Here is a 15,556-nt window from a genome sequence, read left to right as displayed (position 1 = left end):
CTCGTCAAACCTTTTTTTTAGATAGTTACAACCAGACGTTTACCATCAGAGACATCTTTAGTCCATATTTTTTCAATATCGATCAAACTAACTTCTTCAATATTTATTTTCAATTTATTTTGAGCTGCAAGAAGAAACATTTCCGGAAGTATTTCTGAAAAAAGTAATTTCACTTCTTCTCTAGTCCAGCTTCCTAATCCGGAACCTGATAAATGAAGATCCACACTTCTTAAAATTCCCGATGATAATTGAATAGTGTCGCCTGAGATGGAACCAATTGAAACATATATAACTTTATTTGTAAAGCCCCCGTTTCCTTTTAATGCTGATAAAATCAATTCAGCAGAATGTCCCCATAAATAATCAAGAATAATATCAATTGGCGTATTTTGATGGATTTCTTTAAGTTGACTGAGTATCGATTCATCATCCTGTTTAAAAGAAATGATTTCATCAGCACCTAATTTTAAAAGATTTTCAAGTGTCTTTTCATTTCGTCCGGTTACGATTATTTTTTTTGCTCCGTAATGTTTTGCAAGCTGAATAGCCATTTGGCCTGTAAAGCCCGTAGCTCCGTTTATTAAAACAGTTTCTCCCTGTCTCGTTCCGGCCCGAAAGCGTAATGCCATAGCTGATCCTGCAATTGCATTAGGCATTGCCGCTGCTGTTGTATTATTAATTCCTTCCGGTAACGCCACCATTCTGTTTTTTTCAACAATTGCCTTCTCAGCAATTGTTCCCGTAATTCCTCTTGCGTAAACCCTTGTGCCATCTTCTAATAAACCAACACCGTCACTTCCTACTACGGTTCCGTTTTGATTTTCATTTTCAGATGAATAATGTTTGCCGCTGGCTTTTGCTTTATCCAGATTGGTAATAGCTACTGCTTTGACCGAAATTAAGATTTCGTTTTCATTTTGTGGAATTGGTTCTGGAAATTCTGCATATTTTGGCATTTCGCCTTTTCTATAAATAACTGCTGCTTTCATATGTTTTTTTAATTTTATGATACAAAGCTATACAGCAGTTTATAGGCAGACGATAACATTTGTTATCAAATTGACCCGATTATTTTTTCTGAAGTAATTTGCTTTTTATCCGGCTTAAATGAACTGTACTTACACCAAGATAAGAAGCAATATAATGCTGTGGAACACGTTGAATAATTTGAGGATTTCTCTCAGTTAAATTTAAATATCGCTGAGAAGGGGAATCTTTTATAAAAGAAACAAAATGGTGTATATAATCGAAAGTGCGCTGAAAAATCTTGTCAATAAACTGATCTCTTAATTCGGGAATTTCCTTAATTTCTTCCAGTATTATATCAACATCACTTTTATGGATCCACCATAAAACAGAAGGTTCAATGGTTTCAATAAATACAGGGCTTGGGAGTTTTTTAATAAAACTTTCGATGGAAGCTACGCTTTGGTTTTCGAAAAAAAACTGGGTAGTAAGATCCTTGCCGTTATTGTTGAACCAAACCCGGATACAGCCTTTTTCGATTATAAAAAGTCTTTTTGAGATTTCGCCTTCTTCTAAAAGTATTGTTTTTGCAGGAACTTCAAGGCGTTTGAAATAGCTTGTATATTCATTCCATTTTGAATCGTCAATGAGGAATTTATTTTGGAATTGATTAAACATTGGTTTTGTTTGTTTTCTAAATAAATAACTGATATAAGTAGCTTACTTCTGAATATCAGATTTAGGGTTTTCATTTACGAACCTGCTATTAAAAAGTTTATAAAAGCCGTAGCTGATCATAAAAAAAATAAATAGTGTAATTAATAGAAGGAAAATATATTTTTTTACATGTTCATCCTTATAATTGCATTGATTGTTTGAGTCGCATAAAAATCTTTCGTCATATAATAAGTACTCTTCAGGACATTTTCCTAAAATTTTGCAATTTTCCATTCTTACTAAATCAATAGTCCCTCTACCATAAGTCATAATAGCTCTAAAGGTTCGTATATTCATTTCAGTATCATCGGCAAGAGTAACATAATCGGTTTTATTACCATCTTTAAATGTCAGGATAAAAGAGGTACCGTGTTTCTTCATATTAGTGCTGATCGAATCAATTTTAATATTTTTTATTAATGTGTATTCATTTGGCAGACAAACATAAAGCATACTTCTGGCAACTAATGAAAAAAAAATAAAGACAAAAACATATATTATTATAATGGCTTTTTTTAATGTTGAGATGTTTTTCATATTATTAGACCGCAATGATTCCGGATAAATCTATCTTTTTTTCTAATTTATTTAATTTTTCCAAGTTGTTTTTTCTGCAAAAAAAGCTGCAGTTTGGTATTTAATTATGTGGTTTCAATTTCAAACAACTGCACCTGACTTTTCAATCTGTCAGTCAATAAATTCATCATCCTTTTGTTTAAGCTTGAAGAGTTTTGAATGTAAGTATCATATTCTTCAATTGTAAAAAGTGCCATTACGATTCCTTTTAAAGAATTTCTGAACTTAATATCTTTCTGAATGGAATTTTCGATGACCTGCAGTTTTTTTTCGACAGTATAAGAATAAAAATCAGCCTTATTTTTATTGACATAATTAATAAAAACGGCAATAAACAAATCGTTCTGAAGTTTTAAAATGGGTCTAATGGTTTGATTTTGAAATAACTCATCAGCAGATGACTGAGCGCTGATAGTTCCTAAAGTTTCGCCTCTGAATTCTTTTAAAAAAGTGTCTCTGTCTGTCATGGTTTTTCTTTAAAATTATAAAAATATCTCTTATAAAAATACCTTCCCCGGATTTAGTTACTGACAAAATCTACAAAAAATAAGTTCATAAATTAAAATATTTCGTTGACTGTAATTTTAATATTTTGGACTTTTAAAAATGATTTTTGAAATAATTCAGCAGCAAATTTTCGAATTATTGAAATCTTAAAGATTAATAAAAAAACATAATTCGATTATGGGAGTAAAAAACTATTTTTACCCGTATAAAATAAAAATATGAGATTCCATACCAGAAAATGGGTTAAGCCCCAGGATTTAAATCCAAACGGAACTTTATTCGGCGGACAGCTATTAGCCTGGATTGACGAAGAGCTGGCTTTATATTCAATTGTACAATTAGAAAATTCCCGGGTGGTCACTAAACACATGTCTGAAATCAATTTTAAAAGTTCTGCCAGACAAGGTGATATTGTAGAAATTGGAATCGATGTGGTGAAATTTGGAACTACTTCCCTGGTGCTTAAATGTGCCGTAAGAAATATGATGACGCGCGAAATTATCATTACAATTGATCACACCACTATGGTTAACTTAGGCGAGGACGGAAAACCTAAACCACATGGAAAAACCAAAATTGAATTCGTAAAAGATCGTTTGTAATATTCAAATTTGACACATGTTACTTACGATTAAGAAACTCAATATGAATAAATTGCTTTTTTTATTTTTCTTTTTTACTTCCATTACTTTTGGACAAAAAATAGCAATAGGAAATCAGGAAAATCAAATTAAAACATATCAATATGTTTTGGAAAATTTCGATTTTATAAAAAAGAATAATAAAGAAGAAATGATCTATGTTGATTTAATTTTTAATAAACATCATTTCATTCAATCGGCAACCTATTATTCCTGTAAAAAAGAAGATTTTAATGCGGAAAATAAAGTATTAACTAAAGTACCTTTTGAATTAGATGAATTTATTAAAAATTCCTTTTCCTTTTTTCTCAATGACATTTTTTTTAATAAAAGTAACGGTGAAAGCGGTTATGCTTTCTTTATACCTTTAGATAAAAAGAACCTTAAACTTGCCATAAATAATATCAATGAAGAAAAACAAAGATTGGTAAAGGAAATCGATACAGTGGGGGTAATTCCAAATTCTAAGTTCAATTTGCAAATCAGTAATTTGTATTTTTACAGAAAAAAAACGGAAGAAAGGAAAATTGAAAGTCAATTAAAAGAGTTCAATTCTAAATTAATAGAAATTGCTCCGGATTTGTATTTCGTTTTTAGAATAATTAAAACAAATCAGTTTAATACAAATATGTCCAGAGATTATTTCGAATACAAAATTATGTGTTTGAAAGGCACATCATCAAAATTGTATATTAGTAATCGAAGTGAAATGTTCAGAAATGAAATTGAAATTGATGAAGTGCCAACGTCTGGAGGAAATGACAATCTTGCCGATTTCGTTTGCACTGATGAAGATGAAGACAATAGTTATGATTCCATATTTCAAAATTTTAAATTTAATCTGAAAATTCAGTTTACAAATTCATCAAAATAAATGCGAAAAGAAACTTTATTATTTATTGTTGTCGTATTTGCTTTTTTAATGTCCTGCAATTCTAAGGAAGAAAAAGACAAATACAATCATATTGTCTATCTGGCTGTAAATAATAAAGACAGCGCAATTTTGGCTATTCAAATAAACGAAAAACGTTTTTACGGGCGTTATGAACGATCATATTACAGAAATGGTAAAGATTCCGGAGATGTAAGGGGAGAAGTTAGAGGGGATACTTTAAGAGGGGATTTTCATTATATATCAAATGGAGGTAGTTGGAAAAGGGAGCCATTGGCTTTATTAAAAAAAGAAAATAAACTGTTTTTAGGAAACGGTGTAATGGGAACTTATATGAGTCTTCCGTGCTTTTTGCCGGGAACTCTTAATTATAAAAACCCTGAGTATGTTTTTAAAGAAGCAAAAAAATAGTTTCAGGTTTCAGATTTTTTAAAGATGTTCAGCCTGAAACCTGAAACTTATTTACCTGTCCAAATGACCAATTGCAGAAGGTAATTCAAAAATTTCCAAATCAAAGTATACTACAGAAGCCATAATATGGTCAAAAATATCTGCCATAATATATTCATAATTTGCCCAGCGTTTATCACTCGAAAAGGCATAAATTTCTAAAGGAACTCCATGTTCTGTAGATTGTAGCTGACGGCAGATAATATGCATATTTTTATTCAATCCCGGATAATTAACTAAATACTGTATAATATATTTTCTAAACAGTCCCAGATTAGTCATATTTCGGCCATTAAGGGCCAGAGATTTATCGATACCGCGCAAGTGATTGTATTTCTCAATTTCTGCTTGTCTGGTTTCAATGTAAGAACTTATCAGCTGCACCTTTTTCATCTCATTCAAATCATCATCATTTAAAAAACGAACGCAGCTGCTCTTGATCAAAACGTGTCTCTTTATACGTCTTCCTTCAGATTTTTGCATGCCACGCCAGTTCTGAAAAGAATCTGAACTTAAAGCATAGGTTGGAATCGTGGTAATGGTATTATCAAAATTACGGACTTTTACAGTTGTCAGGTTAATTTCGATTACATCTCCATCGGCACCAAATTTATCCATTGTAATCCAGTCACCAATACGAACCATATCGTTAATTGCTACCTGAACGCTCGAAACAAATCCTAAAATGGTATCTCTGAAAATTAAGATAATGATAGCCGAAAGGGTTCCCAGAATCGTTAGTAGTTCTCCTTTCTTTATTCCGAATAAAGTCGAAATAATCATGGCAACTCCGAAAATCCAAAGCACAATCATAATTACCTGAACGAAGCTGTCAATAGGTTTATCGCTGTATTCAGGTTTGTTTTTTAAATAATCACGTAATGCATTAAAAATTGTTCTGATAATCCATAAACTGATCAAAACGATATAAATTCCAACTATTTTTCCAAAAAGCAATTCCCAATACTCATATCTGTCCAAAATAATTGGCACTGCCTTGTAGATAAAGAAGAACGGAATTAAATAAGCCGTATATTTTGTGGTCTTATTGTGAATTAAATAATCGTCAAATTTGGTTTTGGTTCGCTGAGCAAAAATGGCTGTCAGTGTTACCAGAACAAACTTCGCTATATAATAAATGGCAAAAGCCAGTGCTATCATAATAGCAATATTAAAGACAAGGCTGATGTAAGACGCAAAGCTGCGGCTCATTCCCCAATCTCTGAAAAGCGGATATAAAAAATTGAATATTTTATCCAAAAACTTATGCATTGTTTTCTAAATATTTTCTCTCAACATAAAAAGTTCCAAATGGTATAAGCGAAGCAACAAGAATAATTCCGAAAGTTTTTAAATCCCAGTTCTGAGATTTTTTTAATAAAGCAGCCAATACAATATAGCCAATAAATAAAACTCCGTGTCCCATTCCAAAAGGACGTACAATTGTATGATAAAGTTCGGGGTTGTTTGATTTAAGAATAAGCATATTAGCAATTAATACTAAATAAGAGATTCCTTCTAAAATAGCTGTAACTTTAAAAATCTTAAGCATGTATATATTTTTTGAGATTATAGCAGCAAAATTAAGTATTATAGCTGATTATTGAAGTATTTATAATAAAAGTAATTTACTTTTGTAATCTTAAACTTTGAGTATGAGTAAGCGGGATTTAAAAAAATATTTAGGAGAATTAAATAAGGAACAGCTCGAAGAACAAATTATTGAGTTATATGAGAAATTTAGTCCCGTAAAAGTCTTTTATGATTTTGTTTTTAATCCGAAAGAAGATAAACTTTTACAGGAAAGCAAGACGAAGATTTCACACGAATATTTCCCCGTAAAAAAACCTGGGGCAAAATGGCGTCCAAAAGCAAAAATGCGCCGTTCTGTGGCTCAAAAAATTATCAAGCATTTTATTTTATTGGGAGTTGACCCGTTTGTAATTGCAGATATTATGTTCTATAATATTGAAATTGCACAAACATATTCGTCAGGAAATTTTATAAAACAGGAGCTATTTTATAAAAGCATGCTTAATTCTTTTGAACAGGCAGTAAATTTTGTGATTTCCAACGGGATTTTAAATGAATTTAAAGCAAGAATTGTAGCGATTCAACAAGAAACTATTCAACAAAAGTGGAAAATCAGATATGAATTTGAGACAATTTTAGACAAAATCGACATATAAAAACACTTCCCATAAAAAATCTTATTAAAAAGCGTAATTTATTTTACGTTAAAATACAATGAATAACTGTTTTTTAGGTGTACTTTTGCAAAAATCCAAAAATTACAATGCTTCAAAACACTTTAGAAATAGAAAGAGAAGGAAAAAAAGAACTTTATGCATACCAAAAAGGTGATATTGACGCCATTTTTGAACGTTTAGACAATGCTCCCTCAAAACATCATTTATTATACCAGCTTCCTACAGGTGGTGGAAAAACGGTGATTTTTTCCGAAATAGTTCGTCGTTATTTAGCTAATAACGATAAAAAAGTGGTAGTTCTGACACATCGTATTGAACTTTGTAAGCAGACTTCGAAAATGCTGAAAGGGTTTGGGGTTTCCAATAAAATTATCAATAGTAAAGTAAAAGAACTACCGGATCAAAATGATTACTCATGTTTTGTAGCGATGGTTGAAACTTTAAAAAACCGTATTAATGACGAGAAATTACATCTTGATAATATTGGTTTGGTGATTATTGATGAAGCCCATTACAATTCATTCAGAAAGCTATTAAACTCATTCAAAAACGCTTTTATTCTTGGAGTAACGGCAACACCTTTGAGTTCGAATATAAAATTACCAATGCACCAGAGTTATGATGAACTTATTGTGGGAGATACTATTAGTTCATTAATCGATAAAGGATTTTTGGCACGTGCTACAACTTACAGCTATGATGTAGGTTTGACCTCTCTAAAAGTGGGGATCAACGGAGATTATACTGTAAAATCATCTGATGATTTGTATACTAATACTATCATGCAGGAAAAACTTTTGCATGCATACACAGAGCGCTCATTGGGTAAAAAAACCCTGATTTTCAATAACGGTATTCATACTTCGTTATATGTTTATGAAACCTTTAGAGAAGCCGGTTACGACATCAGACACCTTGATAATACAAGCAGTGCCGAAGAACGTAAGGATATTTTGGCCTGGTTCAAAAAAACGCCTGATGCTATTTTAACTTCTGTCGGAATCTTAACCACAGGTTTCGATGAGCCAACAGTTGAAACTATTATCCTTAACAGAGCCACAAAATCACTGACATTGTATTACCAGATGATTGGTCGCGGGTCTCGTAAATTGCCAGGCAAAGATGAGTTTACAGTTATCGATTTAGGTAATAATGCAGCCCGTTTTGGTTTGTGGAGTGAGCCTGTAAACTGGCAGCACATCTTTAAATCACCCGAATTTTATTTGGAGAATTTGCGCGATGATACCGAAATCGAATTGTATTTCAAGTACAATATGCCACCAGAGTTGCGTGCAAAATTCAGTAAAACTGCTGATGTAACTTTTGATGTTGATGAAGAACATAAATTAGCCATTAAGCAAAATTTACGTTCTAAGATTGTTTTGGATAAATCGCTGGAACAGCACGCGGGAATGTGCGTTGATAATACCGAAACACTTCAGGAAGCAAAAGCATTAGGCAAAGAGCTGGATGATGATATCGAATGCCGAATTAAACGTTATGCGAAATGTTTGAGTCAATGCAGTAAAAATTACCGCGAATGGCTGGTTGAAGATTACAAGAAAAACATGATCTTGCTTATTGGCAAAAAGTATCGTGAAAAAATCATGAACGAACCGGATTGATAAAATTTTTAGTTTCAGGTTTAATGTTCGAAGTTAAAAATGTCAAGCAAAAACGAAGCGTATTGCAGTTTTATATTGAAATTGATTTTTGCATTGAAATTGAAATTGATTGTTGACATTTGCAGGCATTGAAATTGATTTTTGTTATTGAATTTGATATTGAAAAAGATGAATTTGAAGAAAATTTTAGTTTTATTTTTAATTAGTTTTTTTTATAATGTTTCCGCTCAAAAAGATGGATATTGGGATAAAGAGCGTGCCACTACAAAAGAAATACTCGTGTCTGCAGGTGACAGAATCAATGTTAAAACTGAAGATTTACCTATTGGTACAACTGAAATTGTTTACAGAATAACACTTTTGGATGAGAATCAGCAAATGGCAAATAGTCTGGTTTCTGTACTAAAAGCTATTCCTGATCCTTACGGAATAGGCCAGGGTTCTGCAGGAGCAGTATTAATAATGTCAAAAATTTCAGGTGATGATAAATGTACTTATGCAGTTTTTACCTCAGATACAAATGCAAAAAAATACATTGATAACGGAAAAGTAAATGATGCCTGTTATGCCCAGACAGAACCAGTAAGTAAAGATGCTAAACGTTTGTCAATAGACAAATCTTCTTGCCTTAATGCAAACACCACTACAATTTGGTTTGGCTTCGAAAGCAAAAACTGGCTATTGAAACAAAAAATAGTTTTAGAAGTTGTGCCCTGGGTTGATACAAAACTAAACCGTGGATGGAATCAGGATAATAAAAACGAAATTGTCAGCTTGTGTAAAACCTCTACAATGGCACAAAAAATGGCAAATTCTGACGATTTTTGCGTCTGTATTTTAGATAAAATCATGAAGCAATACCGTTATGGCGAGTTTCAAAAATTGCTTGCCATAGAGAAAACTAAGGTTTATAAGGATTTTGGAAATTCCTGTTATAATGACGCTTCTATTTCTAAAAACATTTATAATGATTTGCGTACTCAGGCAAATACTTTAATTAGACTTCAAAAATACAACGAGGCAATTCCTAAATTAAATACAATAATCACCGCAGGAAAAGCCACAGCACTTGATTACAGTTCTATTGGTTACAGTTATATTTTGACCAAACAATACGCAAAAGCGATAAAGTTTTTAAAAGAAGGTGAAAAACTGGATGATACTGAATTACTTGTAAAATTAAATTTAGCGCATGCCTATTTGGTTAGTGATAATTACGGTGATGCAAAAGCAATTTACAAAAAGTACCAGTCTCAAAACGTTACTGATAGTTTAAGCTGGACAGACAAAACTAAACAGGATTTTGCTCTTTTTCAAAAAGCAGGATTGCCTTCATCCGACTTTGAGAGGATCTTGAAATTATATAATTAAAAATATTTTCACCATATAAGTGATTACAGGTTTATTTAAATTTGCCGAAAAAGCTAACTTAAATTTTCTTATAATCACTTATATGGTTTAAAAAAGCATCACCTATGAAAGCTACTTACCATAAATACATGCTCGAATTCAAACGTCCTTCTGGAACGTCCAGAGGTATTATGACCGAAAAAGAAACCTGGTTTATAATTCTGGAAGAAAACGGTAAAAAAGGAATAGGAGAGTGTGGTATTTTAAGAGGACTAAGTGCTGACGACAGGGAAGATTATGAGGCCAAATTAAATTGGGCTTGCCAAAATATTGATTTAGGTGAGGATGTTCTTTGGGAAAAATTACTCGAATTTCCTTCCATTCAATTCGGAATCGAAATGGCTTTTTTATCTCTGAAAAGTGAAAATCCGTATTTATTATTTCCTTCAGATTTCACGAATAATTCAAAATCAATTGTCATAAATGGTTTGGTCTGGATGGGAGAAGAAACCTTCATGAAAGAGCAGATCAAAGAAAAACTGCAACAGGGTTTTACTTGTATAAAACTCAAGATCGGAGCTATAGATTTTCAAAAAGAGCTTGAGTTATTACGCTTTATCAGGACTCATTTTACTTCCGATCAAATAGAAATCAGGGTAGATGCGAACGGTGCTTTCCCTTTAAATGAAGCTTTAGATAAATTAAATCAATTATCTGGTTTTGAATTACATAGTGTAGAGCAGCCTATTCAAAAAAACAATACTGACAGTATGGCAGGGTTATGTAAAAACACCCCTTTTCCTATTGCTTTGGATGAGGAACTGATTGGTGTATTTTCATTTGAAGAAAAAGAAGCACTTTTGCAAACAATCAAGCCACAATATATCATTTTGAAGCCAAGTTTTGTTGGTGGATTCAGAGGGACTCAGGAGTGGATTACATTAGCAGAAAAATATACTATTGGCTGGTGGATTACCTCAGCACTGGAAAGCAATATTGGTTTAAATGCCATCGCACAATGGACATTTTTACTAAATTCTAACATGCCTCAGGGATTGGGTACCGGAGCACTTTATACGAATAATATTGATTGCCCATTGGAAGTTTTGAACGGACAATTGTGGTACAGTAAAACTAAAAACTGGGATTCGGCTTTTTTAGAAAAGGCCTGATGAAATCACTTTTTTTAATTCTCAAAATCCGATCCAACGAATTCAGTTTAGCGTTAAATTAAGTAACTTGCATAAAATTTAATTTGCAGAACTAATGGTTGAGATTGAAAGAAAGTTTCTTGTAAAATCAGACAAATTTAAGGCACAGGCTTTCGTCCAAAACAAAATCGCTCAGGGCTATTTGAGTTCGCTTCCTGAAAGAACTGTCCGCGTTCGAATTAAAGGCGAAAAAGGATTCATTACGATAAAAGGAATCGGTCAGCATGGCGGAATGACGCGTTTTGAGTGGGAGAATGAAATTCCGTTAGACGAAGCACAGGAATTGCTTAAATTATGTGAGAAGGGAAAGATTGAAAAAACACGTTTTGAAATACAATCAGGCAAACATGTTTTTGAAGTGGATGAATTTTATGGAGAAAATGAAGGTTTGGTAATGGCAGAAGTAGAATTGGAATCTGAAACGGAAACTTTTGAAAAACCGGATTGGCTGGGTGATGAGGTTACAAATGATGAAAGATACTACAATGCTTATTTAAGCAAAAATCCTTTTAAAGACTGGCAAAAATAACAATTTTATGACATATCCATACGATCTGATTATTGTGGGAGGAGGTCCAATCGGGCTTGCATGTGCAATTGAAGCTCAAAAGAAAAACCTGAATTACCTGATTATCGAGAAAGGGGCAATTGTAAACAGTATTTTCAATTATCCTTTGTATATGACGTTTTTTTCTACTGCGGAAAGGCTTGAAATAGGCAATATTCCTTTCAACTGTCTGGCTCCCAAACCGGGTCGTCAGGAGGCTTTGGAATATTATAGAAATATTCACCGTTATTTTAATTTCAATATTAATTTATTCGAAAAGGTCACAGAAGTTCAGAGACTTGAAAATCATATTTTTAAAATCACAACAGATAAAAGTCTTTACGAAACCAAAAATGTAGTTATCGCAACAGGGTTTTATGATATTCCAATCGAAATGAATGTAAAAGGTGAAGAGTTACCTAAAGTTCGTCATTATTACAAAGAAGCGCATGAATATGCTTTTAGGGATATTCTTGTTGTGGGAGCAAATAATTCCTCTGTGGATGCCGCTTTGGAATGCTGGCGAAAAGGAGCGAATGTAACGATGGTAATTCGCAAAACCGAAATCAATAATAGAGTAAAATACTGGGTAAAGCCTGATATTGAAAACCGAATCGATGAAGGAAGTATTAAAGCGTATTTTGAATCGAATATTACTGAAATCAGGGAGAACGAAGTAGAAGTAGAAACTCCAAATGGTAAAATAACGATTAATAATGACTTTGTTTTAGCATTAACGGGCTATAAACCTGATTTGTCTTTCCTTGAAAAAATGGGCATTGAGTTATCCAAAGATGAATTGAAAATACCAACTTATAATGCTGAAACGATGGAAACGAATGTTGAAGGATTATTTTTGGCAGGTGTGGTTTGCGGCGGCATGCAGACGCATAAATGGTTTATAGAAAATTCACGTATCCATGCCACTATGATTGTGGATTATATTACTTCAAAATAAAAGTTTTAATTACAATTGTCACATTGAGCGGAGTCGAAATGCTTCAAAGATTAAAGGTTCTCGACTCCGCTCAAACTGACATTTAGGGTTTTAAAAAACGATTGTTGGTAGTTGTGTTTTTATTATTCATTTATTTCGAATATTTCAATGAATTTTTGTTCCAAATTTTTCTTTTTCCTTTTTATGTCCCATCGCGAAAAGAATATGATAAACGCGATGAATGAATTAAAAAGTATGTTTATTTCATTTGGTACGTTTTTTAAATTAAAAAAGTAAAAGCAATTAAAACCAATCAGAGCAACAAATGGAAAACATTTTATCCAAATAATTCCTATTCTGCTCATAGGTTCAATAATATAATTTAGCTTTAGTTTGTTGTCAATGTTTTGATATTTACCCTTTATGATGTAAAAACCTGAAGTAAAATTATAATTTATTGTGAGTCGAAAAGTTGAATGATCAAACTCTCCATAAAAAATTTTTGAGCTTAGAAAAAAGATCGAGAATATTCCAAGTGATAATTGTATATCAGATCTGCCAATTTTTGTATTGTCTTTTAATCTGTTTCTAAATTCAGTTATACTAAGTTTTGACTTCATCAAAATTTTTCTAATTCGCTATTTCTGCGATAATATTGCTAATAACTAAGAACTGCACGAAAGCATAGAACATCCTACTTTTGACCTCGCCCAGTCTGGTCGTTTTGCAAACCATTTTTCGAATTCAGGCTGTTCGTTATAAGGTTTTTTTAGTAATTCATATAATTCTGAAATTAGCGAATAATCTTCCTTGTCAGCCTCGTCAATAGCCAATTGCGCCATGTAGTTTCGCAGTACATACTTTGGGTTAACTGAATTTTGAAGTACAATTCGTTCTTCATCTGAAGTGTGTTCTAAGTTCAGGCGTTCCAGATAATCGGTAAACCATAATAGCCAGTTGTTTTTAATGGTTTCTTTTATTTCTTCTGGTTTGTAAAAGGCATCTTCAATAGACTGCAGTGCTTTTTCTGCCGAATCACTTTTTCTAATTTTATTCAGATTACGATAAAAAATAGTCATATCCGTTTCAGATAATAGCAGATTTGACTCCAGATAGGCTATAAATTCATCATCGTTATCCGCTTGGGAAATGATGCCTAATTTTCCTAAAATCATTTTTTTATAATCGGAATCAAAATCAGTTATAAATGATTCTAATATTTTTTCCAAAGGCTCGGCTTCATTGATTAAAGGATAAAGCGCATTCGCTAATTGAAATAAATTCCATTGAGCAATCTGAGGTTGGTTTCCAAAACGATATCTTCTGTTTTGGCTGTCGGTTGTATTAGGTGTCCAGTTTGGATCGTAATTTTCCAGCCAGCCATAAGGCCCGTAATCAATTGTTATTCCGTGAATCGACATATTATCGGTGTTCATCACGCCATGAACAAAGCCTACACGCTGCCAATGCAGAATCATTTCTCTGGTTGTATCAGCTACGGTTTTAAAAAACTGTAAATATTGTTCTTTTGGTTCGCCTGTAATTTCAGGGAAATAATGTTTGATGTTATATTCTACAAATTGTTTCAGGTTTTTTAGTTCATTTCGGGCAGTAAGCATTTCAAAACTTCCAAAACGTATGAATGATGGTGCGACACGGCATACAATAGCTCCTTTTTCGTAAGCAGGATTTCCGTTGTACAAAATATCCCGAAGTACCTGATCGCCTGAAAGTATTAAAGAAAGTGATCGGGTAGTGGGAACGCCTAAATAATGCATCGCTTCGGCACATAAATATTCACGGATTGAAGAGCGTAAAACCGCTAAACCATCTGCTGTTCTGGAATACGGTGTTTTTCCTGCTCCTTTTAGTTGTAAAGTAAAATATTGATTATTATGTTCAACTTCGGTTAAATTAATCGCCCGGCCATCGCCTAATTGTCCGGCCCAGTTGCCAAATTGATGTCCCGCATAACACATAGCATAAGGTTTCGTTTCCGGCAGAATTTCTTTACCGGAAAAAATAGTTACAAATTGTTCTGACTGAATTTCATCTTTTGAGATTCCAACCAATTCCGCAACTTCTTCTGAAGCATGAATCAGTTTAGGATTCGAGGGTTTTGTTGGGCTTACATAAGAAAAAACGGCTTGTGAAACTTGGCGGATTTCGTTGTTTTCATTAGGGTCAGCCGGTAATTCAGTTGTAAAACGATTATGTATTTTTAAATTTTTCATTTTAATTTTCAATCTTTTAATTTATCAGCGTACATTTTTTTTAATTTGTACACTTTAGGATCGATAACCATTCGGCAATAACCTGCTTCGGGGTTGTCATTATAATAATTCTGATGATCTTCTTCGGCTTCATAAAACACCTGAAAAGGTTTTAGTTGCGTTACAATTGGATCCGTAAAAACAGATTTTAATTCATTGAAAACCTGTTCAGCAATTGTTTTCTGTGTTTCATCATGATATAAAATAATAGAACGATATTGTGTTCCCTGATCGGCACCCTGACGATTAAGAGTTGTGGGATCATGACTTGTCATGAAAATGGTAATTAAGTCATGATATGAAATTATGTCAGGATTAAAAACAACCTGTATCACTTCTGCATGTCCGGTTCTGCCGGTACAGACTTCTCTGTATGCCGGATTTTTAATCTGACCATCAGAATAACCGGATTTTAAGGTTTCAATTCCTTTTAAACGCTGGATTACTGCTTCAATACACCAAAAACAGCCACCACCAAAGGTTGCTACGGATAAATTTTTCATTTATTATTTTTTAGTTATCGATTTAACCTATTAGTTATGTAGGGTAAATTAATAAATTGTTTGTAAAAAGGCGATTTTATTAAAAATATTAAAGATATAATTTTGATTTGAAGTTTATTATTGATAAATCTGCAATTTTGGTAAAAAACAA

The 15,556-nt window shown here is 32.7% G+C and carries 17 protein-coding genes; 9 read left to right on the top strand and 8 right to left on the bottom strand.

The annotated features are described in order from the left end of the window. Positions 1-17 precede the first annotated feature (17 nt). The 4 genes from FLACHUCJ7_RS20170 to FLACHUCJ7_RS20155 all read right to left on the bottom strand — a co-directional run bounded on the left by FLACHUCJ7_RS20170 (position 18) and on the right by FLACHUCJ7_RS20155 (position 2,726). Complete coding sequence (locus tag FLACHUCJ7_RS20170) at positions 18-989, bottom strand: quinone oxidoreductase family protein (RefSeq protein WP_180910212.1); 972 nt, start codon at positions 987-989, stop codon at positions 18-20. Between the two features lie 79 nt (positions 990-1,068). Continuing rightward, a complete protein-coding gene (locus FLACHUCJ7_RS20165) occupies positions 1,069-1,644 on the bottom strand; it encodes a Crp/Fnr family transcriptional regulator (RefSeq protein ID WP_180910211.1) in 576 nt (191 codons plus the stop codon). Positions 1,645-1,686: 42 nt separating this feature from the next. Continuing rightward, the gene (locus FLACHUCJ7_RS20160) at positions 1,687-2,220 is read right to left on the bottom strand and encodes a hypothetical protein (RefSeq protein WP_180910210.1); all 534 of its coding nucleotides are present in this window, start codon (positions 2,218-2,220) and stop codon (positions 1,687-1,689) included. A gap of 104 nt (positions 2,221-2,324) precedes the next feature. After that, positions 2,325-2,726, bottom strand: a complete 402-nt coding sequence (locus tag FLACHUCJ7_RS20155) for a glyoxalase (protein WP_180910209.1) — start codon at positions 2,724-2,726, stop codon at positions 2,325-2,327. 258 nt (positions 2,727-2,984) lie between these two features. Here FLACHUCJ7_RS20155 and FLACHUCJ7_RS20150 point away from each other — a divergent pair, with 258 nt between their 5' ends. From FLACHUCJ7_RS20150 to FLACHUCJ7_RS20140, 3 genes are read left to right on the top strand one after another with little or no spacing between them, the layout of a single operon-like run. Next, entirely contained in the window at positions 2,985-3,368 is a 384-nt protein-coding gene (locus FLACHUCJ7_RS20150) for an acyl-CoA thioesterase (protein ID WP_180910208.1), read from the top strand. A 43-nt stretch (positions 3,369-3,411) separates the two neighbouring features. Then, positions 3,412-4,281, top strand: a complete 870-nt coding sequence (locus FLACHUCJ7_RS20145; RefSeq protein ID WP_180910207.1) for a hypothetical protein — start codon at positions 3,412-3,414, stop codon at positions 4,279-4,281. Beyond that, on the top strand, positions 4,282-4,710 hold the full coding sequence (locus FLACHUCJ7_RS20140; protein ID WP_180910206.1) for a hypothetical protein: 429 nt from the start codon (positions 4,282-4,284) through the stop codon (positions 4,708-4,710). Positions 4,711-4,761: 51 nt separating this feature from the next. On the opposite strand, the gene FLACHUCJ7_RS20135 is transcribed toward FLACHUCJ7_RS20140, so the two are convergent. Both FLACHUCJ7_RS20135 and FLACHUCJ7_RS20130 read right to left on the bottom strand, forming a co-directional pair. Next, entirely contained in the window at positions 4,762-6,021 is a 1,260-nt protein-coding gene (locus FLACHUCJ7_RS20135) for a mechanosensitive ion channel family protein (protein WP_031455365.1), read from the bottom strand. After that, positions 6,014-6,301, bottom strand: coding sequence for a DUF3817 domain-containing protein (locus FLACHUCJ7_RS20130; protein WP_031455366.1), 288 nt, complete (start codon positions 6,299-6,301; stop codon positions 6,014-6,016). The genes FLACHUCJ7_RS20135 and FLACHUCJ7_RS20130 overlap by 8 nt, the downstream gene beginning before the upstream one ends. A gap of 103 nt (positions 6,302-6,404) precedes the next feature. On the opposite strand from FLACHUCJ7_RS20130, the gene FLACHUCJ7_RS20125 reads away from it, so the two are divergent. From FLACHUCJ7_RS20125 to FLACHUCJ7_RS20100, 6 genes are all read left to right on the top strand, one after another. After that, positions 6,405-6,938, top strand: coding sequence for a DUF6155 family protein (locus tag FLACHUCJ7_RS20125; protein ID WP_031455367.1), 534 nt, complete (start codon positions 6,405-6,407; stop codon positions 6,936-6,938). 107 nt (positions 6,939-7,045) lie between these two features. Beyond that, positions 7,046-8,584, top strand: coding sequence for a DEAD/DEAH box helicase (locus FLACHUCJ7_RS20120; protein WP_078229809.1), 1,539 nt, complete (start codon positions 7,046-7,048; stop codon positions 8,582-8,584). A gap of 168 nt (positions 8,585-8,752) precedes the next feature. Beyond that, complete coding sequence (locus FLACHUCJ7_RS20115) at positions 8,753-9,955, top strand: tetratricopeptide repeat protein (protein WP_180910205.1); 1,203 nt, start codon at positions 8,753-8,755, stop codon at positions 9,953-9,955. 104 nt (positions 9,956-10,059) lie between these two features. After that, positions 10,060-11,106: an o-succinylbenzoate synthase gene (locus FLACHUCJ7_RS20110; protein ID WP_078229811.1), complete on the top strand. Its 1,047-nt coding sequence runs from the start codon at positions 10,060-10,062 to the stop codon at positions 11,104-11,106. Positions 11,107-11,200: 94 nt separating this feature from the next. Beyond that, positions 11,201-11,674 (top strand): CYTH domain-containing protein, encoded by a 474-nt coding sequence (locus tag FLACHUCJ7_RS20105; protein WP_180910204.1) that lies wholly within the window; start codon positions 11,201-11,203, stop codon positions 11,672-11,674. Positions 11,675-11,681: 7 nt separating this feature from the next. Continuing rightward, positions 11,682-12,650, top strand: coding sequence for a YpdA family putative bacillithiol disulfide reductase (locus FLACHUCJ7_RS20100; RefSeq protein WP_180910203.1), 969 nt, complete (start codon positions 11,682-11,684; stop codon positions 12,648-12,650). Between the two features lie 644 nt (positions 12,651-13,294). Here the strand turns inward: FLACHUCJ7_RS20100 and FLACHUCJ7_RS20095 are convergent. Next, positions 13,295-14,863 (bottom strand): protein adenylyltransferase SelO, encoded by a 1,569-nt coding sequence (locus FLACHUCJ7_RS20095; RefSeq protein ID WP_180910202.1) that lies wholly within the window; start codon positions 14,861-14,863, stop codon positions 13,295-13,297. An 8-nt stretch (positions 14,864-14,871) separates the two neighbouring features. Beyond that, a complete protein-coding gene (gene msrA / locus FLACHUCJ7_RS20090; RefSeq protein WP_180910201.1) occupies positions 14,872-15,405 on the bottom strand; it encodes a peptide-methionine (S)-S-oxide reductase MsrA in 534 nt (177 codons plus the stop codon). Positions 15,406-15,556: the final 151 nt, after the last annotated feature.

Source organism: Flavobacterium salmonis, assembly GCF_903819435.1.
Lineage (GTDB): Bacteria > Bacteroidota > Bacteroidia > Flavobacteriales > Flavobacteriaceae > Flavobacterium > Flavobacterium chungangense.
The sequence above is the reverse complement of the archived record's forward strand: the minus strand, read 5'-3'. Positions and strand labels throughout refer to the sequence as shown.